Source organism: Lentzea sokolovensis (assembly GCF_033949975.1).
Lineage (GTDB): Bacteria > Actinomycetota > Actinomycetes > Mycobacteriales > Pseudonocardiaceae > Lentzea > Lentzea sokolovensis.
Genome location: NZ_JAXAVU010000010.1, coordinates 352499 through 370555, shown reverse-complemented (window position 1 = coordinate 370555; position 18057 = coordinate 352499). Strand labels below are relative to the sequence as shown.

Annotated in this window: 21 protein-coding genes; 17 read left to right on the top strand and 4 right to left on the bottom strand. The window is 69.2% G+C overall.

The features are described 5' to 3' along the window. Nucleotides 1-10 precede the first annotated feature (10 nt). The 6 genes from SK854_RS23680 (at nt 11) to priA (ending at nt 5490) form a co-directional block, all read left to right on the top strand. Complete coding sequence (locus SK854_RS23680; protein WP_319977274.1) at nt 11-673, top strand: thiamine pyrophosphate-dependent enzyme; 663 nt, start codon at nt 11-13, stop codon at nt 671-673. Beyond that, on the top strand, nt 673-1566 hold the full coding sequence (locus SK854_RS23675; RefSeq protein WP_319977273.1) for a transketolase family protein: 894 nt from the start codon (nt 673-675) through the stop codon (nt 1564-1566). Before SK854_RS23680 ends, SK854_RS23675 begins: the two co-directional genes overlap by 1 nt. Before the next feature lie 196 nt (nt 1567-1762). Continuing rightward, nucleotides 1763-2575: a hypothetical protein gene (locus SK854_RS23670; RefSeq protein WP_319977271.1), complete on the top strand. Its 813-nt coding sequence runs from the start codon at nt 1763-1765 to the stop codon at nt 2573-2575. 10 nt (nt 2576-2585) lie between these two features. Further along, complete coding sequence (hisH, locus tag SK854_RS23665; protein WP_319977270.1) at nt 2586-3221, top strand: imidazole glycerol phosphate synthase subunit HisH; 636 nt, start codon at nt 2586-2588, stop codon at nt 3219-3221. Beyond that, on the top strand, nt 3218-4762 hold the full coding sequence (locus tag SK854_RS23660) for a hypothetical protein (protein WP_319977269.1): 1545 nt from the start codon (nt 3218-3220) through the stop codon (nt 4760-4762). The genes hisH and SK854_RS23660 overlap by 4 nt, the downstream gene beginning before the upstream one ends. Next, complete coding sequence (priA, locus tag SK854_RS23655) at nt 4759-5490, top strand: bifunctional 1-(5-phosphoribosyl)-5-((5-phosphoribosylamino)methylideneamino)imidazole-4-carboxamide isomerase/phosphoribosylanthranilate isomerase PriA (RefSeq protein WP_319977268.1); 732 nt, start codon at nt 4759-4761, stop codon at nt 5488-5490. Before SK854_RS23660 ends, priA begins: the two co-directional genes overlap by 4 nt. Here priA and SK854_RS23650 read toward each other — a convergent pair. Beyond that, nucleotides 5456-6157, bottom strand: coding sequence for a Clp protease N-terminal domain-containing protein (locus SK854_RS23650; protein ID WP_319977267.1), 702 nt, complete (start codon nt 6155-6157; stop codon nt 5456-5458). The two genes, priA and SK854_RS23650, sit on opposite strands and share 35 nt — an antisense overlap. A gap of 303 nt (nt 6158-6460) precedes the next feature. Beyond that, nucleotides 6461-6841 carry a PPOX class F420-dependent oxidoreductase gene (locus SK854_RS23645; RefSeq protein WP_319977266.1) on the bottom strand — a complete coding sequence of 127 codons (381 nt, stop codon included), beginning with the start codon at nt 6839-6841 and terminating at the stop codon, nt 6461-6463. Nucleotides 6842-6886: 45 nt separating this feature from the next. Between SK854_RS23645 and hisF the strand changes: the two genes are divergently transcribed. The 3 genes from hisF to hisI are packed head-to-tail and all read left to right on the top strand — an operon-like array spanning nt 6887 to nt 8348. Beyond that, a complete protein-coding gene (gene hisF / locus SK854_RS23640) occupies nt 6887-7645 on the top strand; it encodes an imidazole glycerol phosphate synthase subunit HisF (protein ID WP_319977265.1) in 759 nt (252 codons plus the stop codon). Continuing rightward, the gene (locus SK854_RS23635) at nt 7642-8001 is read left to right on the top strand and encodes a hypothetical protein (protein ID WP_319977264.1); all 360 of its coding nucleotides are present in this window, start codon (nt 7642-7644) and stop codon (nt 7999-8001) included. Before hisF ends, SK854_RS23635 begins: the two co-directional genes overlap by 4 nt. Beyond that, nucleotides 7998-8348, top strand: a complete 351-nt coding sequence (hisI, locus tag SK854_RS23630) for a phosphoribosyl-AMP cyclohydrolase (protein ID WP_319977262.1) — start codon at nt 7998-8000, stop codon at nt 8346-8348. Before SK854_RS23635 ends, hisI begins: the two co-directional genes overlap by 4 nt. A gap of 4 nt (nt 8349-8352) precedes the next feature. Here the strand turns inward: hisI and SK854_RS23625 are convergent, their stop codons facing one another. After that, nucleotides 8353-8964 (bottom strand): TetR/AcrR family transcriptional regulator, encoded by a 612-nt coding sequence (locus SK854_RS23625; RefSeq protein WP_319977261.1) that lies wholly within the window; start codon nt 8962-8964, stop codon nt 8353-8355. A 38-nt stretch (nt 8965-9002) separates the two neighbouring features. Between SK854_RS23625 and SK854_RS23620 the strand changes: the two genes are divergently transcribed. From SK854_RS23620 to SK854_RS23595, 6 genes are all read left to right on the top strand, one after another. After that, nucleotides 9003-10541: an anthranilate synthase component I gene (locus SK854_RS23620; RefSeq protein WP_093597273.1), complete on the top strand. Its 1539-nt coding sequence runs from the start codon at nt 9003-9005 to the stop codon at nt 10539-10541. After that, entirely contained in the window at nt 10531-10932 is a 402-nt protein-coding gene (locus SK854_RS23615; RefSeq protein WP_319977260.1) for a hypothetical protein, read from the top strand. The genes SK854_RS23620 and SK854_RS23615 overlap by 11 nt, the downstream gene beginning before the upstream one ends. Before the next feature lie 132 nt (nt 10933-11064). Beyond that, nucleotides 11065-11874: an indole-3-glycerol phosphate synthase TrpC gene (gene trpC / locus SK854_RS23610; protein ID WP_093597267.1), complete on the top strand. Its 810-nt coding sequence runs from the start codon at nt 11065-11067 to the stop codon at nt 11872-11874. 35 nt (nt 11875-11909) lie between these two features. Then, nucleotides 11910-13130 carry a tryptophan synthase subunit beta gene (trpB, locus tag SK854_RS23605; protein ID WP_319977259.1) on the top strand — a complete coding sequence of 407 codons (1221 nt, stop codon included), beginning with the start codon at nt 11910-11912 and terminating at the stop codon, nt 13128-13130. Beyond that, nucleotides 13130-13918, top strand: a complete 789-nt coding sequence (gene trpA / locus SK854_RS23600) for a tryptophan synthase subunit alpha (protein ID WP_406601811.1) — start codon at nt 13130-13132, stop codon at nt 13916-13918. The genes trpB and trpA overlap by 1 nt, the downstream gene beginning before the upstream one ends. Before the next feature lie 248 nt (nt 13919-14166). Further along, complete coding sequence (locus SK854_RS23595; protein WP_319977258.1) at nt 14167-14733, top strand: Uma2 family endonuclease; 567 nt, start codon at nt 14167-14169, stop codon at nt 14731-14733. On the opposite strand, the gene SK854_RS23590 is transcribed toward SK854_RS23595, so the two are convergent. Continuing rightward, nucleotides 14730-15878, bottom strand: coding sequence for an FAD-dependent monooxygenase (locus SK854_RS23590; RefSeq protein ID WP_319977257.1), 1149 nt, complete (start codon nt 15876-15878; stop codon nt 14730-14732). The genes SK854_RS23595 and SK854_RS23590 overlap by 4 nt on opposite strands. Nucleotides 15879-16360: 482 nt before the next feature. Here SK854_RS23590 and lgt point away from each other — a divergent pair, with 482 nt between their 5' ends. Further along, complete coding sequence (lgt, locus tag SK854_RS23585) at nt 16361-17368, top strand: prolipoprotein diacylglyceryl transferase (protein ID WP_319977843.1); 1008 nt, start codon at nt 16361-16363, stop codon at nt 17366-17368. Between the two features lie 3 nt (nt 17369-17371). Further along, nucleotides 17372-18034: a response regulator transcription factor gene (locus tag SK854_RS23580; protein WP_093597252.1), complete on the top strand. Its 663-nt coding sequence runs from the start codon at nt 17372-17374 to the stop codon at nt 18032-18034. The last annotated feature ends 23 nt before the right edge of the window (nt 18035-18057 follow it).

Here is an 18057-nt window from a genome sequence, read left to right as displayed (position 1 = left end):
AGTGGGTGGCATGCAGCGGCTACCAGAGCTCTTCGCGAGGATGACCGGGGACGAGAAGCACGAGTGGGCGGCGGCTTCCACGATCGACGTGCTCTGGGTCCTCTACGACAAGGTCCTCAACGTCACGCCCGCCACCGTCGCCGATCCCGACCGCGACCGGTTCCTGCTCTCCAAGGGACACGGCCCGATGGCCTACTACGCCGTGCTGGCGGAGAAGGGATTCATCGGGGAGTCCATTTTGGACGACTGGACGTCGTGGGACAGCCCGCTCGGCCAGCACCCCGACCGGGTGCTCGTGAACGGCGTGGAGATCAGCAGCGGCTCGCTCGGCCACGGGCTGCCCATCGCGGTGGGCACGGCGATCGGGCAGCGCGTCGCGGGGAGTCGCGGCCGCACGTTCGTGCTGGTCGGCGACGGTGAGCTGGACGAGGGCAGCAACCACGAGGCGATCGCCGTGGCGTCGCGGCTCAGGGTCGCGAACCTCACCACGATCGTGATCGACAACCAGTCCGCCATGTACGGCTGGCCCGGTGGCATCGCCCAGCGCTTCGCCGTCGAGGGCTGGCAGACCGCCGAGGTCGACGGCCGCGACCACGAGGCCATCTTCACCGCACTGACCGCGCCGCACGACCGCCCGTACGCGGTGGTCGCCAAGATCGAGAAGAGCTACTGATGACCACCATGCGCCAGGCCTTCGTGAAGGCGGTCAACGACGAGATCGCCACCGACCCGCGCATCGCCGTGGTGACCGCGGTGATCTCCAGCAACGAGTTCCCCCAAGAGAACGAACGCGTCGTGGACGTCGGGATCCGCGAGCAGACCATGGTGGGCGTGGCGAGCGGTCTGGCGTTGGCGGGGCTACGTCCGGTCGTGCACAGCTACGCGCCGTTCCTGGTCGAACGGCCGTACGAGCAGATCAAGCTCGACATCGGACATCAGGACGTGGGCGCGGTGTTCGTGAGCATCGGCGCGTCCTATGACGACCCGGCGTGGGGCCGCACGCACCAGTCGCCGGGCGACGTCGCGTTGTTCGACACGTTGCCCGGCTGGACCGTTCACGTACCTGGACACCCGGAGGAGGTGACGCCGCTGCTGCAGCAGGCGTTGAAGGACGACAACCGGGTCTACGTGAGGCTTTCGCTGCACGAGAACACCCAGGCGCATCCGGTGGGGGAGGGGTTCACGGCGCTGCGCCACGGAAAGCGCGGCGTGGTGGTCGCCGTCGGGCCGATGCTCGACCGCGTGCTCAAGGCCGTCGAGTCCGAGAACGCCGACGTCACGGTGTTGTACGCGGCGACGGTCCGACCGTTCGACTCGGACGGACTGCGCAAGGCGGTGCAGGACACCGATCACGCCGACGTGATGGTGGTGGAGCCGTACCTGGAGGGAACCTCGTCTCATCTTGTGTCCGAGACACTGCAACAAATCCCGCACCGCGTTCGTTCTATAGGTGTCAAACGACACGCAGAGCTCCGCAACTACGGCACGGCCGAGGATCATGACGCAGCGCATGATCTCGACGTGGTCGGGCTGGGGAGCGCTGTGCGGAGTTTCTTCAGGGGGTGAAGAAACATGTTGGCAGTCATGGGGGATGACTGGACCGGAGCGCCTTCGCGCACGGTGTGATTGTGAGCCGGAAGGGTGCGATCGGGCCGGATGCCCGGCGCACCCTTCCGCCGTTCGTACCCCTGCCCGTCTCGAAACGCGAAAACCTTGGCATGTCTGCACGGACGCGCGAGACGGACCAGGAATGATGTTGAGCGTGAGAATGCTGATCTGGACCCCGTTGAACGCCGCCGAACTGCAGAAGGCCATGCACAGCGGCAACGTGGGCCCCGCGGCACTCGTCCCGGTCCCGTCCGGCACGGTGCTGCTGCCTCCTCCGGCCACCAAGCTCAACGAGGCCGCGTACATGACGAACAGGGTGCGCAAGCTCGGGGGCGGCGCCGCGCTGGCCGTCTGGAACGACGACGCCGCGTTGCTCTACATGTTCACCTCGACGCTCGGCCGCGCCTCGATGTGGGGCTCGCGCGAGGCGGTGCTGCGGTTGTCGGCGCAGGCGAAGCAGTCGGGACCCGTCGGACTCGCCTTCGACCGCATGACCGCGGGCATGGTCAACCTGCGGGAGAAGGAGAAGTGGCAGCTCGACGCCATCGACAAGCTCACCGCGCTGTACCCGGCGGCCAGTCGCAAGGGCACGCTCGAACGCATCCGCGACTTCGAGAACGGCCACGCGGCGATCCCGGACTTCTTCCGTGCGGCGGGGCTGCAGGAGGTCGCGCGGGTCGCCGAGCTCACCGAGGAGGGCCGGGCGGACGTCGTGCTGCAGACGCTCGAACCGCCGCGCGCGCAGATGTGGCCGCTCGCGCTGATCTTCCCGTTGATCGTGCTGACGGCGTTGGTGACGGTGCTGCTCAACATCCCGGCGTTCGTGTACTACGTCGTCGGCGGTCTGCTCCTCGTGGTGATGTGCGGGCTGCTGGTCATGCTCAGGCGTCGGCTCGTGCGCACGAAACCGATCAACACGGTGTTGCCGGTCATACCGGTCACGCAGGGTGCGGTCCCCACCGACTAACCTGGTCGTCGTGGCACGTGTCGTCGTACTTGACTATGGATCCGGCAACCTGCGCTCCGCCGAGCGCGCGCTTCAGCGGGTCGGCGCCCATGTCGAGGTGACGTCGGACCAGAAGGCCGCCCGCGAGGCGGAACTCCTCGTCGTGCCCGGCGTCGGCGCGTACGCGGCGTGCATGGAGGGCCTCAACTCGGTGCGGGGCGCCCGGATCATCGGCGAGCGCCTCGCCGGCGGCCGTCCGGTGCTCGGCATCTGCGTGGGCATGCAGATCCTGTTCGAGCGCGGCATCGAGCACGGCGTGCTGACCGAGGGCTGTGGCGAGTGGCCCGGCACCGTCGAGCGGCTCGAAGCGCCGATCGTGCCGCACATGGGCTGGAACACCGTGCGCGCGCCCGAGGGTTCGAAGCTCTTCGCGGGCCTCGACAAGGACACGCGCTTCTACTTCGTGCACTCCTACGGCGTGCGCCGGTGGGAGCTGGAGCCGTCAGAACACCTCAAGCCGCCGCTGGTGACGTGGGCGGACCACTCGGGCGACGAGTTCGTCGCGGCCGTCGAGAACGGGCCGCTGTGGGCGACCCAGTTCCACCCGGAGAAGTCCGGCGATGCCGGGGCGCACCTGCTGCAGAACTGGTTGACCAGCTTTTCGTGATCACACGACTGCTGACGGTAGCCGCGATCGTGGCTGCCTGCGTTGCCGTGCCTGGGGGCGCGCTCGCCGCACCGGCACCGTTCCACGACGACTTCGACAACGCCGTGGACGCCGACCCGACCTACGGCCTGAACGACAACCTCAAGCAACGCCAGGGCACCGGCGCCGTCACGTACAGCCGCGTGTCCGGCAAGTGGAACACCGGTGACGTGCCGCGCCCGTGGTTCGCGCAGGTCGGCCACCCGAACCATCGCGGCAAGCTGTCCCTGCACCTCGGCACGACGGCCGTGCGGCTCGACGCGCCGTCCACCGGGTCCACGATCTCGGCGACGCTGACCCCGGTCGTGGGCGACCGCGCGTCCGGCGACTGGTCGTCGATCGCGTTGGGACGGTCGGCGAACAGCTGGGGCTATGTGTCCAATCAGGACATCGACCTCGGCTTCCTGGTGCGCGCCAACGGAGGCGTGCAGCTCTTCCAGCCGGGCACGCCCGTCGTGACGCTGCCGGCGTTCGCCTCGGCCAAGGACGACGGCTCGTTCGACGTGACGCTGAAGCTCGCCGGGGCGAAGCTCGACCTCACGGTCAACGGCAGGCGCGAGACGATCACGCTGGGCACGGCGGTGCCGACCGAACGGTTGTGGGTCTACCTCGGGCGCTACTCCGACAACGACAAGACCGTCAGCCTCGTCGACGATCTCCGCGTCGAGCAGCTCGACTCCGACGACCTGCGCAAGCTGCCGGGCTCCCAGTTGCGCTACTACGGCTACTTCGGCGCGCGGCTGAACCTCGCGGGTGGCAACCACCTGCCTGAGGTGCGCGGCCGCAGCAACCTCAACTGGGTGCAGATCAGCGACGCCGACGCCTACCGTCCCGAGGTGTTGCGGGACTGCGCCCCTGAGGGCTGTGTCGTCCACACGGGCAACGAGTTCTTCGACTGCGACGCGGCCGGCTGCCCGCTGTACCCGAACGCCGCCGAGCGCTGGCAGGTCCTCGCGTCGAAGGTGCGGCCCCATCTGGACCGGGTGGCGGGGTTCGTGCTCCAGGACGAGCCGTTCCACCACGGCGCGAGCTTCGCGGACGTCGAGCACTCCGCCCAGCAGATCAAGAACACCTTCCCCGGCAAGAAGGTCATGCTGATCGAGGCGGGCGTCCGGGTCGACGACGCCTTCCGCGTGCCCGCCGCCGTCGACTGGGTCGGCTTCGACGAGTACTGCGTCGGGTACGAGGCGTTGGAAGCGCGCATGACCAAGCTGGAAGAGCGCGCGCCCGGCAAGGAACTCTTCCTGCTGCCGGAAGCCGCGCCGCAGTCGTGGTGCGCGGACCGCACCGACGCGGACCTCGAAAGCACCCAGTACCTCTACATGGCGCTGGCGCGGCAGCACCCCGCGTTCGTGGGAGTCATGGTCTTCGGTCCGTGGACGGGCGTCGGACCTGCCGCGACGGGTCCTGGCACGCCGGTCCCGTCGAAGTTCCCCCGCGCCACGGAGGCCCAGGAGCGCGTGGCCGCCCTCGTGCTGGGGGACGCTAGGCTGCTCGGGTGACGTTCACACTCCTCCCCGCTGTTGACGTGGCCGACGGTCGTGCCGTCCGGCTCGTGCAGGGCGAAGCCGGTACCGAGACGAACTACGGCGAGCCGCTCGACGCGGCCCTGCAGTGGCAGCGCGACGGAGCGGAGTGGATCCATCTCGTCGACCTCGACGCGGCGTTCGGCCGCGGCTCCAACCGCGAGCTCATCGCCCGGGTCGTCGGCGAGCTCGACGTGAAGGTCGAGCTGTCCGGCGGCATCCGCGACGACGCGTCGCTGGAGGCCGCCCTGGCCACCGGCTGCGCCCGCGTGAACCTCGGCACGGCCGCGCTGGAAGACCCGGAGTGGTGCGCGAAGGCGCTCGCGACGTACGGCGAGAAGATCGCGGTGGGCCTCGACGTCCGCATCACCGAGCAGGGCCACCGGGTCAAGGGCCGTGGCTGGACGTCGGACGGCGGCGACCTCTGGGAGGTCCTCGACCGGCTCGACCGCGACGGCTGCACGCGTTACGTGGTCACCGACGTGTCGAAGGACGGCACTTTGACGGGCCCGAACGTGGAGCTGCTGCGCGAGGTCTGCGCCCGCACCGACGCACCGGTGATCGCGTCCGGCGGGGTGTCCACTGTGGATGACCTGGTCGCGCTCGCGAAGCTGTCGCGCGACGGCGTCGAGGGCTCGATCATCGGCAAGGCGCTGTACGCCGGCGCCTTCACGCTCCCGGAAGCACTCGCTGCGGTCCGTTGACCACGGTCTCAATGTGAGCGGCCGCGGCCGCGTGCGTCACACCCGTGTTGTGCAGCACGTCGGCCGCGGTCCCATCCGCTTCGAGCAGGACGCCGAGCAGGATGTGCTCGGTCCCGATGAACATGTGGCCCATCCGCAGCGCCTCGCGCACGGCCAGTTCCAGGGCCTTCTTGCAGTGCGTCGTGTACGGCTGCTTCTCCGGCCGCTGCTTGGCCTCGGTGTCGAGCCGGTTGAGGGTCGCGATACGCGTGCTGCCGTCGCCGGACTCCAGCTTCGCGATGGTCTTGGCCGCCAGTCCCGCCGACTCGTCGAGCAGCCCGAGCAGCAGGTGCTCGGTGCCGATCCGCTCGCTGAACCGCGCGTGGTGCCGGGCCAGCGCGATCACCCGGCGCGACCGCTGGGTGTAGCGCTCGGTCGAGGGCTTGGACAGCTCCGGTGACTCCCTGGGCACGAACCGCTTCTGCGCGGCCTGCTTCGTCACGCCGAGGCTCTCGCCGATCTCGGCCCAGCTCGCCCCGCCGCGACGCGCCTCGTCCACGAAGTGGCCGATCAGGTGGTCGCCGAGTTCGGTGAGCTGACCGCTCAGCTCGACTGCCTTCGCCAGGCGCACCAGCGCGTCGTCGGCCTCTCGGGCGACGGTGACGATGAGGTCGGTCAACTGGATCACGCGTCAACTCTAGGTTGACGCCGGCGGCCGGGTCAACCTCGGGTTGACGAGTTCACGTTGACTCAATGTTGACCTGCTCTGTCCACGTTGAGTCAACATGGACGCGAGGAATCAACGTTGACGCGTCCGGTCAACATGCACGGAACTGGCGGAAGACAACGTTGTCATCGGCGTGGACGGCATCTGCTTCGGGCTTGAGCGGGTCCAGTCCACGTTGATCTGGCGGTGTCCACGTTGAGTCAACGTGGACAGGCGCCCGTCAACGTTGATCGGCCGAATCAACGTTGACTCGACGTTGATCGCTCAGCTCGCCGCCGTGATCCGGATGCCCACAGACCCGGTCCGTCCGCGCCGCAACTTGCTGCCGGCCACGGTCATCCACCCGAACAGTCCGTACTTCTTCGTGATCCGCGACCGCACGTCATCGCTGGCCTCGTCGTCGAGGAGCGCCGCGTGGGCCTTGACCGAGTCGCCCTTCGGGTTGCCGCGGACGTCGCACGGCCCGATCTCGACGTCACCGCTGCGCCTGATCCGCTTGACCTTGCCGGTGTCCCGGCCGCTCCAGGCGTAGATGACGCCGTCGCTCTCGCCCGGCACGACCCAGACCGGCGTTGGCACCGGGGTGCCGTCCTTGCGGAAGGTCGTCAGCAGCAGGTACTTGCCTTCGCCGAGTTCGGTGATCATGGCCGCGCAGCGTAGTCCTCGCACGCCCCTTGTAGGCTTTCCCGCATGTCAGTCGCGGTCCGTGTCATCCCCTGTCTCGACGTCGACCGGGGCCGGGTGGTGAAGGGCGTCAACTTCACGAACCTCGTCGACGCGGGCGATCCGGTCGAACTGGCCAGGGCCTACGACGCCGAGGGTGCGGACGAGCTGACGTTCCTCGACGTGACGGCGAGCAGCGGCGACCGCGAGACGACGTTCGACGTGGTCCGCCGCACCGCCGAGCAGGTGTTCATCCCCCTCACGGTCGGTGGCGGCGTGCGCAGCCCCGAGGACGTCGACAAGCTGCTCCGCGCCGGCGCGGACAAGGTCAGCCTCAACACCGCCGCCATCGCACGTCCCGAGCTGCTCAAGGAGTGCTCGGAGCGGTACGGCGCGCAGTGCATCGTGCTGTCGGTCGACGCGCGGCGCGTGCCCGGCGGCACCGGCTTCGAGGTCACCACGCACGGCGGCCGCACCGGTACCGGGATCGACGCCATCGCGTGGGCCGCGAAGGGCCAGGAGCTGGGTGTCGGCGAGATCCTGCTGAACTCGATGGACGCCGACGGCACCAAGGCCGGGTTCGACCTCGAGCTGATCGACCTGGTGCGCCGCGAGGTCGACGTGCCGCTGATCGCGAGCGGTGGCGCCGGGGCGGTCGACCACTTCCCGCCGGCCGTCGCCGCGGGCGCGGACGCCGTGCTGGCCGCGAGCGTCTTCCACTTCGGGCAGCTCCGCATCGGCGAGGTCAAGGACGGCCTGCGCCAGGCGGGTGTCGTGGTGCGATGAAGCCCGTCGAGGTGCGGGTCGCCTCGGCGGTCGCGTTCGGCGGCGCCCTGGTGTTCTTCGTGGTCGGGCTGATCCTGTGGCGCTCGACCGGCGACGCGGACGTGCTGAAGCTGCCGTCGTTCCTCGCGGTCGTGGAACTGCCCGTGGCAGCAGCCCTGTTGCTGCGGCTGCGTTTCATGCACTACCCGGCGATGATCGTCTTCATCCTCGTCGGGCTGCTGCACCTCGTCATCGTGCTCGCCGAAGGACCGGCGTGGGCCCGCGTCGCGTCCGGGGTGCTGTCCGCCGTGCACATCTACGGAGTGGTCCTGCTCAACACCGGACCGGCTCGTGAACACCTGGGAGGTCCCCGTTGAGCAACGCGCTCGATCCCGCCATCGCCCAACGGCTCAAGCGCACGCCGGACGGCCTGGTGTGCGCGGTCGCCCAGCAGCGCGGCACCGGCGAGGTGCTCATGGTGGCGTGGATGGACGACGAGGCGCTGCACCGCACCCTCACCACCCGCCGCGCGACGTACTACTCGCGCAGCCGTCAGCAGCTTTGGGTGAAGGGCGAGACCTCCGGGCACACCCAGTACGTGCACGAGGTGCGGCTCGACTGCGACGGCGACACGCTGCTGCTGACCGTCGACCAGGTGGGCGCGGCCTGCCACACGGGCGACCGCACGTGCTTCGACGCCACGGTGCTGCTCGCCGGCGCGTGACCGGTCAGTCCAGGTCGCCGGTCAGGTAGCGCTGCAGGTTCGGGCCGATCGTCCTGACCACGGTCTCCACGTCTGCCGACGCCAACGGCTCGAACCGCACGACGTACCGCACGATGCCGAGCCCGACCATCTGGGTCGCGCACAGCGCGGCCCGGAGTTCGCGGTGCTCGGCGCCGATCTCCGCGAGCACGTTCTTGAAGATCGCGTTGATGAGGAACGACTTCAGCGCGCCCGCCACCTCGGGCTGGCTGGTGACGCTGCGGATCAGTGCCGCGAACGTGCCGCCGCCGGTCGCGTCCCACACGGTCACGAAGGTGCGGACGATGCGTTCGCCCGCATCCTCCACCGCGCCGTCGAGCAGGCGTTTGAGGAGCTCGGCCGGATCGAAGGGGAGTTGCAGCACCGCCTGCGCGAACAGGCCTTCCTTGCCACCGAACCAGTGGTTGACCATTGCGGCGTCCACGCCCGCCTTGGCGGCGATCGCGCGTACCGTGGCACCGTCGTAGCCCTTTTCCACGAACACCTCGCGGGCCGCTGCGACGAGCGCGGCCCTGGTGTCCTCGCCCGCGGCGCGACGGCCTCGGCGTTTCTGGTTCACTTGCTCCACGCGGGCCATAGTTCAACAGTTGTTGAATTTATGCAACAATTGACGGCATGGTGAGCGTCATCGGGGCTGTGGCCGCCGCTGGTCTTGGGGCCGTCAGCCCAACGCGTGAGGAGTTCCGCGAGCTCGCGGTCAACCGCCGGGTCATCCCGGTGGTGCGCAAGCTGCTCGCGGACGCGGAGACCCCGGTCGGTCTGTACCGCAAGCTCGGGGCCAATCAGCCGGGCACGTTCCTCTTCGAGTCGGCGGAGAACGGCCGCTCCTGGTCGCGATGGTCGTTCATCGGCGTGCGGTCCACGGCGGCGCTCACGGCGACCGGCGGCGAGGCGTTCTGGACGGGCACGCGGCCCGTCGGCCTGCCCGACGGCGGCGACCCGCTGCAGGCCCTGCGCGAGACCATCGAGGTGCTGCGCACCGACCCGTTGCCCGGCATGCCCCCGCTGACCGGCGGCATGGTCGGCTACATCGGCTACGACGCGGTGCGGCGCCTGGAGCGGCTGCCCGTCATCGCCGAGGACGACCTGAAGATCCCCGAACTGGTCATGCTGCTGGCGACCGACCTCGCCGCGCTCGACCACCACGAGGGCACCGTCACGCTCATCGCGAACGCGATCAACTGGGACGACTCGACCGAACGCGTCGACGCCGCCTACGACGACGCGGTGCGCCGCCTCGACGAGATGACGACGGCACTGCACACGCCCGCGCCGCCGACGGCCGCCGTGTTCGCGCGGCCCAAGCCGGAGTTCCGGCGCCGGCGCTCGCAGGCCGAGCACTTCGCCGCCGTCGAGAAGGCCAAGGAGGCCATCCGCGCGGGCGAGGCGTTCCAGATCGTGGTGTCGCAGCGGTTCGAGATCGAGACGGACGCCGACGCGCTCGACATCTACCGGGTGCTGCGCGCGACGAACCCCAGCCCGTACATGTACCTCCTGCGTCTGGACGGGTTCGACATCGTCGGATCCAGCCCGGAATCGCTGGTCACGGTGCGCGACGGCAAGGCGACCACGCACCCCATCGCGGGCACCCGCTGGCGCAGCGAGGACCCTGAGGAGGACGCCCTGCTCGAGAAGGACCTCCTCGCGGACCACAAGGAACGCGCCGAGCACCTGATGCTCGTCGACCTCGGCCGCAACGACCTGGGCCGCGTCTGCAAGCCGGGTTCGGTGCACGTCGTCGACTTCTTCAAGGTCGAGCGGTACAGCCACGTCATGCACATCGTGTCGACCGTGACCGGTGAGCTGGCCGAGGGCAAGACGGCCTACGACGCGGTCGCCGCGTGCTTCCCGGCCGGCACCCTGTCCGGTGCACCCAAGCCGCGCGCGATGGAGCTCATCGAGGAGCTGGAGCCCACGCGCCGCGGCCTCTACGGCGGCGTCGTCGGCTACTTCGACTTCGCCGGGGACGCGGACACCGCCATCGCCATCCGCACCGCCCTGGTGCGTGAAGGGGTGGCGTACGTGCAGGCCGGTGGCGGCATCGTCGCCGACTCGGACCCGCTGTCCGAGGACAACGAGTGCCTGAACAAGGCGGGCGCGGTGCTGGCCGCGATCGCCACCGCCCAGACGATGGCGCCGGCAGTTGAAAGCTAGTACTCCACTGTGGATCGCCGCGCTCCTGCTGGTGGGCGCGGCGGGTGCCTTCTGGGGCGCCGGTTCGGTGCCGGTCGCTCTGCTGTGCCTCGCGGCCGTCGCGGCGGTCGTCGCGCTGAGCGGGGTGGCGCGCCGGGTCCTCGGCGCGTTGCTGATCGTCGTGGGCATCGCGGCGGCGTTCTCCGGCCACTGGCTCGCAATCGCCGGAGGCGTCCTCGTGGCGTTCTCCGGCGGGCTTCAGGTAGCGCTGGGGGCCCGGATGCCGAAGATCGGGATGGGCGGGCAGAAAGCCCGCACGCACGACCCCGAGACGGACCTGTGGCGCGCGCTGGAGCGCGGGGACGACCCGACCGACGATAAGACCCCCGGCGGACGTGCCTCGAACGAGTGAAGATCATTCATCCGCGTTCACGCATGTGACAGGCGCACAGCCTCGGTTAGCTGCGTGGACACTTGAACCCCGGTGGCGGAGGCGTTACTCCGGCGGGGTTAGCATCCCCGTAGCGGGAAGGGGAGCAACACTGTGACGGTTCTCGAGTCGATCCTCGAAGGTGTGCGTGAGGATCTCGCCGCTCGCGAGGCTCAGTTGTCCTTCGAGGTGGTCAAGGAGCGCGCGACCAAGACCGCTCCGCCGCTCGACGTGCTGTCGGTGCTGCGCGGGCCGAACGTGGGTGTCATCGCGGAGGTCAAGCGCCGCAGCCCCTCCAAGGGGGCGCTGGCGGAGATTCCGGAGCCTGCCGACCTCGCGTCCGCGTACGAGGCGGGCGGCGCGTCGGTGATCAGCGTGCTGACCGAGCAGCGCCGCTTCGGCGGGTCGCTGGCGGACTTCGACGCGGTGCGCAGGGCGGTGAAGATCCCGCTGCTGCGCAAGGACTTCATCGTGTCGCCGTACCAGGTGCACGAGGCCCGCATGCACGGAGCGGACCTGGTGCTGCTGATCGTGGCGGCGCTGGAGCAGAACGCGCTCGTGTCGCTGCTCGATCGGGTGGAATCGCTCGGCATGACGGCACTCGTCGAGGTGCACACCGCGGAAGAGGCGGACCGTGCCCTGGAAGCGGGTTCGTCGGTGATCGGCGTCAACGCGCGCAACCTCCACACGTTGGAGGTCGATAAAGACGTTTTCGGCAGGATCGCTCCGGGACTACCCTTCGAGACGATCAAGATCGCCGAGTCGGGCGTGACCGGGCCCGGCGACCTGATGTCGTACGCCGGCGCCGGTGCCGACGCGGTGCTCGTCGGCGAAAGCCTGGTGACCAGCGGAGACCCCAAGGCCGCCGTGAACAAGCTCGTGACCGCGGGCTCACACCCCGCGTGCCCCCGGCCGAGCCGGTAAGGCACGGTTGATTACAGCGTTAGAGGAGCTACCCGATGGGCCAGTTCACGCCCACACCGCATGATCCAGACGCACGTGGCCACTTCGGCCCGTGGGGCGGCCGGTTCGTCCCGGAGGCCCTGATCGCCGCGGTGGACGAGCTGGCCGCCGAGTACGACAAGGCGCGGCTCGACCCGGAGTTCGTGAACGAGTTCCAGCGCCTCCTTCGCGACTTCGCGGGCCGTCCGTCCCTGCTGACCGAGGCCCCGAAGTTCGCGGAGCACGCCGGTACGCAGGTGTGGCTCAAGCGCGAGGACCTCAACCACACGGGTTCACACAAGATCAACAACGTGCTCGGCCAGGCGTTGCTGACCAAGCGCATGGGCAAGCAGCGCGTCATCGCCGAGACCGGCGCCGGCCAGCACGGCGTGGCGACGGCGACGGCGTGCGCGCTCCTCGGCCTCGACTGCGTCGTCTACATGGGCGAGGTCGACACCGAGCGCCAGGCGCTGAACGTCGCCCGCATGCGCCTGCTGGGTGCCGAGGTCATCCCGGTGAAGTCCGGGTCGCGCACCCTGAAGGACGCGATCAACGAGGCTCTCCGCGACTGGGTCACCAACGTCGACGACACGCACTACCTGCTCGGCACGGCCGCGGGTCCGCACCCGTTCCCGCTGCTGGTCCGCGACTTCCACCGGATCATCGGCATCGAGGCGCGCGAGCAGATCCTCGAGAAGGCCGGCCGGCTGCCCGACGCCGTCGTCGCCTGCGTCGGTGGCGGCTCGAACGCGATCGGCATCTTCCACGGCTTCATCGACGACCTCGACGTCCGTCTCGTCGGTGTCGAGCCCGGTGGCTCCGGTCTCGACAGCGGCAGCCACGGCGCGACGCTGACGGCCGGCACGCCCGGCTCGTTGCACGGCGCGATGTCGTACGTCATGCAGGACGACGACGGCCAGATCACCGAGGCGCACTCGATCTCCGCCGGTCTCGACTACCCCGGCGTGGGCCCCGAGCACTCGCACCTCAAGGACATCGGCCGCGCCGAGTACTTCCCGGTCACCGACGCCGAGGCCATGGAGGCGTTCGCTCTGCTCTCGCGCACCGAGGGCATCATCCCGGCGATCGAGTCGGCGCACGCCCTGGCGGGCGCGCTGAAGCTCGGGCCGTCGCTCGGACCGGACGGACTGCTCGTCGTGAACCTCTCCGGACGTGGCGACAAGGACATGGACACCGCCGTGAAGTACTTCGGCCTCGCTGACGGGGGACAGGCCTGATGTCGTTGTCCGACGTGTTCTCCACCGCGCGCGCCGAGTCGCGTGCCGCGCTGATCGGCTACCTGCCCGCGGGTTTCCCCACGGTCGAAGGTTCCAAGGACTACCTCCGTTCGATGGTCGAGTCCGGGTGTGACCTGGTCGAGGTCGGCCTGCCGTTCTCCGACCCGGTGATGGACGGCCCGACGATCCAGGCCGCCGCCGAGCAGGCGCGAGCCGCGGGCTTCCGCGTGCGTGACCTGTTCGACGTGGTGTCTGCCGTGACCGACGCCGGTGGGCGTGCGGTCGTGATGACGTACTGGAACCCGGTGCTGCGTTACGGCGTCGACGCGTTCGCACGCGACCTCGCCGCCGCCGGTGGACTCGGCATCATCACGCCCGACCTCGTTCCGGACGAGGCCGAGGACTGGATGGCCGCTTCCGCCGCGCACGGGCTCGACCGGACCTTCCTGGTGGCGCCGTCGTCGACCGAGGAGCGCATCGCGATGACCGCGCGTGCGTCCTCCGGCTTCCTCTACGCCACCGCGGTCATGGGCGTCACGGGCGCCCGTGACGTCGTGTCGTCCGCAGCCCCCGAGCTGGTTGCGCGGGTGCGTGAGCACACCTCGTTGCCGATCGGCGTCGGGCTGGGTGTGCGCTCTGGTGCGCAGGCCGCCGAGATCGCCGGGTTCGCGGACGGCGTCATCGTCGGGTCGGCGTTCGTGTCGGCCGTGGCGGAGGGCGACGCCGCGGTGCGCGCGCTGGCCGCCGACCTCGCCAAGGGCGTGCGGTCGGCTCCGGCGACCGTCTGATCCTCCTTTGCTCGGTGAAGCCGCTCGGCCTTCTGGCCGGGCGGTTTTGCTTTGCGTGTCAGTCGTTGACGTTCCTCCAAGAGCATGACATGGATTCGAACACCTGATCGAGTGAATCTCTGTCGATTGGGGCCAAAACCCCGATTGACTGTCGGTCTGAGCTGCGATCGTGGGTTCATGCACAGGCCAGCCATTCGCTCGGCGTGCCACACTGGTGGTGCGCAAGCGGTCAACGGAGGTGATGCCCAGTGGCGGCGCCAGCCGAAGCTCGGCCCGATGTCCTGCTGCCCGCTCACGAAGGGCCGTGGACGATCGAGGACGTCCTCGCCTTGCCGGAGGACAACAGCCAACGCATCGAACTTCTCGACGGGATGCTGTACGTGAGCCCGCTGGGGAACGCCTCGCACCAGCGTTTGGTGTTCGAGGCGTCGTACTCGTTGCGCGGAGCGTGCCCGAAGGAGTTCGAGACCACGATCGAGCTGAACGTTCAGTTCGACGGCGATCGGATGTTCATCCCGGACTTCACGGTGCTGAAGAAGCGGGGCGCGAAAGGCCTGACCGTGCCGGCGGCGGACGTGCTTCTCATCGGCGAGGTGCTCTCCCGGAGCACCAAGGTGAACGACCTGGTGCTCAAGCGCCAGGTGTACGCGGAAGCCGGCATCTCCTACTACCTGATCATCGATCCGGCTGGTGACGTGCCCCAGGCGTCGTTGCTCGAGCTCGAAGAAGGGAAGTACGTCGAGATCGCGCGAAGCGACGACGGGGTGCTGACCTTCGACAGGCCGTTCCCGGTCACGATCGAGCTGCCCTCCTAGCCGTAGAGCCACTCCAGCCGTTCGTGCAGGTCGGCCGTGGTCCACGAGGCGAACATCGCGTCACGGACCTCCGCCGCCTCGCCGGCCGGGTGATAGACCTCCCGACCCATCCACCGTGACGCGTGGTGGACGCGCGCGGTCCGCTCCGAGCGGAGCGCTACGTACCGCGCAAAAGAGCCGGTCACGTCACGGGGGTCGAACACGGACGAGAGGCACACGGCGTCCTCCAACGCCTGACAGGCGCCCTGGGCGGCGTACTGCAGCACGGGATGGGCGGCGTCACCGAGCAGCACGACCCGCGAGTCCTGCCAGTTCGTGATCGGCGCGCGGTCGCACAGCACCCATGCCCGCCACTCGTCGGCGAGCTCCATGATCCGTGCCGCGTCATCGCACAACGGCGTGAAGTGCTTCATGACCTCGGCGTGCTCGACGGGCTTGCCGGTCATGGGGTCCGTGGCGCCGTTGTCCACGGTGGCCACGAGATTCACGTACCGCCCGCCCGCGATCACGTACCAGACGACGTGATAGCGCGGCCCCGCCCACAGCGTGACGACGTTCTCCTTCAACGACCGCGGCACGTCCTGAGCGGGAATGACCGCGCGGAAGGTCGTGTGCCCGGACACCTGCGGATCCCCGTCGCCCACGAGCTGCCGCCGCACCGCCGACCGCAACCCGTCAGCGCCGATCAACGCCTCCCCGTGCACGAGATCGCCCGACCGCAACACCGCGGTGACCCCGCCCGCGTCCTGCGTGTAGGCCTCGACACCGCTGCTCACCCGGAGGTCGATCCGCTCGTCGTTCTGGCAGGCGTCGAGCAACGGCGTCAGCACGTCGTTGCGATGCACCACCGCATAGGTGCCGAACCGCTTCCGAAAGCCCTCGTCGACGGGCAACCCGGCGATCTGCCGCCCGGACACCCCGCACCGCAACCGCAACTCGTCCACGTGCACCGCCCGAGCCCGCACAGCGCCACCCACACCCACCGAGTCGAGCATGCGAAACCCGTTGGGCCCGACCTGGATGCCCGCGCCGATCTCCTCGAACACCGCCGCGGCCTCCAGCACCGTCACGCGTTGCCCGGCCCGCGCGAGCCCGAGCGCCGTCGCCAGCCCGCCGATACCGCCGCCGACCACCAGGACCGTCATGTCCGACCTTTCGGGAGTCCGCTCAGACCGCGTCCGAGTATCTCGGTTCAGCGATCACGAACCCCCTAAGGTCCCGAGTTCTGGACGTCTCCGGCTGAGGTGGAGAGGTCCGCGCTGCGGAAACCGGTCACGAACACCCCCCCGAGGTCGCGAAGCTGAGCCCCGGCGGATCGGGGAGCAGGTGGCCAGTCACGGTTCTGCGCGTTCCGGTTTGGCGATCACCACCTTCGAGGTCCCGAACCGAGCCCGGCGGATGGGAGAACGGGCACGGCTCCGCTCTCCCCGTGAGCGGGTCACCTCCGGTGCGTTCGCTCAGCTGAAGTCATGAGACTCACGTGCCTATGGGCTGCGACCACACACACGCGCCCGGCCGGGTACCCCCAATTTCGATTCTAGTGATCGGCACCGACAGGGTTCGGGCCGATAACGATCGCGCGTCCCCACGAGACGCTCACAAGCCGACCGGTACGGTGGGCGCCGTGTTGGACGCCCTCCTGGCCACGATCCCGAGTCCCGACCGCGGTGTTTGGTACCTCGGTCCCCTCCCGCTCAGGGCCTACGCGCTGTGCATCATCGCCGGCATCATCGTCGCCATCTGGTGGGGTGAGCGCCGCTGGGTCGCCCGCGGCGGCATCAAGGGCGAGGTCACGGACATCGCCGTGTGGGCGGTGCCGTTCGGCCTCGTCGGCGGGCGGCTCTACCACGTCATCACGGACAACCAGAAGTACTTCGGGCCGGGCAAGGACCCGCTCGCGGCGCTGGAGATCTGGAACGGCGGCCTCGGCATCTGGGGTGCCATCGCGCTCGGTGCCGTCGGTGCGTGGATCGCGTGCCGGCGCAAGGGCATTCCGTTGCCCGCGATGGCGGACGCGCTGGCGCCCGGCATCGTGGTGGCGCAGGCCATCGGGCGGCTCGGCAACTACTTCAACCAGGAGCTTTACGGCGGCGACACGACGTTGCCGTGGGGTCTGGAGATCTACCGCCGCGTCACGCCTGAGGGGCGTGAGGACGCGCTGGCCGGTATCGCCATCGATCACACGCCGATCCAGGTCGTGCACCCGACGTTCCTCTACGAGCTGCTGTGGAACCTCGGTGTCGCGCTGCTGATCGTGTGGGCGGACCGGAAGTTCCGGCTGGGCCACGGGCGGGTGTTCGCGCTGTACGTCGCCGGCTACACGGCCGGTCGGTTCTGGATCGAGCTGATGCGCACCGACGAGGCGACGCTGATCCTCGGCACGCGCGTCAACGTGTTCGTGTCGGCGATCGTGTTCTTCGGAGCGATCGCGTACTTCATCATCGCCAAGTCCCGCGGTGAACGTGAGGACGTCGCCGCGCTGCGAGGCACGACCGAGGTGCCGGGCGAACCCCGGGAAGCCGCTGAAGAAGCGGCAGAGGACAAGAGCGTCACCGACGTCACCGAGGACGGCAGCGAAGGTGACGTCGCCGAGAAGGACAATAAGAACTCCCCGGAGTCCGTCAAACCGGAGTGATCTGTGCGCGTGCTCGTCGTCGAGGATGACGACCGGGTGGCCAGAGGCCTGCTGACCGCACTGCGGCATGCGGGCTACGAGGTGCATCGGGTGGCCACGGCCGCTGACGCGCTGCGTGCCGCACCTGCCGACGTGGTGCTGCTCGACCTCGGTCTGCCCGATGGCGACGGTCTGGACGTGCTGCGCGAGCTGCGGCACAGGCCGGGCACCGCCGTCATCACCGTGACCGCGCGTGGCGAGGAACGTGAACGCGTCCTCGGGCTGCGTGCGGGTGCCGACGACTACGTGGTGAAGCCGTTCGGCACGTCCGAGCTTCTCGCACGGATCGAGGCCGTCCTCAGGAGGACGCGCACGCACCGCGCGGAACCGGAGAGCGAAGGACCGCTTCGGATCGGGCCGCTGCAGATCAACACGTCGACGCGTGCGGTCACTTTGGACGGTGAGCCGCTCTCGTTGACCCGCAAGGAGTTCGACCTGCTCGCTCTTCTCGCGGCCCGCAAGGGCGAGGTCGTGAGCCGCGACTTCATCGTGGACCAGGTGTGGCAGGCGCACTGGGAGGCGCCGTCACGGACGCTGGACACGCACATCGCGGCGTTGCGAGGGAAGCTCGGCGGCCACGCCAAGATCGAGACGGTCCGGGGCGTGGGGTACCGGCTCGCCACGTGACGAGTCTCCAAGAGACATCCACA

Bases quoted from the DNA above. Each gene is read 5' to 3' on its own strand.
- SK854_RS23680 (WP_319977274.1), top strand. From the start codon at position 11: ATGCAGCGGCTACCAGAGCTCTTCGCGAGGATGACCGGGGACGAGAAG.
- SK854_RS23675 (WP_319977273.1), top strand. From the start codon at position 673: ATGACCACCATGCGCCAGGCCTTCGTGAAGGCGGTCAACGACGAGATC.
- SK854_RS23645 (WP_319977266.1), bottom strand. From the start codon at position 6,841: ATGATCACCGAACTCGGCGAAGGCAAGTACCTGCTGCTGACGACCTTC.
- hisF (WP_319977265.1), top strand. From the start codon at position 6,887: ATGTCAGTCGCGGTCCGTGTCATCCCCTGTCTCGACGTCGACCGGGGC.
- SK854_RS23635 (WP_319977264.1), top strand. From the start codon at position 7,642: ATGAAGCCCGTCGAGGTGCGGGTCGCCTCGGCGGTCGCGTTCGGCGGC.
- SK854_RS23625 (WP_319977261.1), bottom strand. From the start codon at position 8,964: ATGGCCCGCGTGGAGCAAGTGAACCAGAAACGCCGAGGCCGTCGCGCC.
- SK854_RS23620 (WP_093597273.1), top strand. From the start codon at position 9,003: ATGGTGAGCGTCATCGGGGCTGTGGCCGCCGCTGGTCTTGGGGCCGTC.
- trpB (WP_319977259.1), top strand. From the start codon at position 11,910: ATGGGCCAGTTCACGCCCACACCGCATGATCCAGACGCACGTGGCCAC.
- trpA (WP_406601811.1), top strand. From the start codon at position 13,130: ATGTCGTTGTCCGACGTGTTCTCCACCGCGCGCGCCGAGTCGCGTGCC.
- SK854_RS23590 (WP_319977257.1), bottom strand. From the start codon at position 15,878: ATGACGGTCCTGGTGGTCGGCGGCGGTATCGGCGGGCTGGCGACGGCG.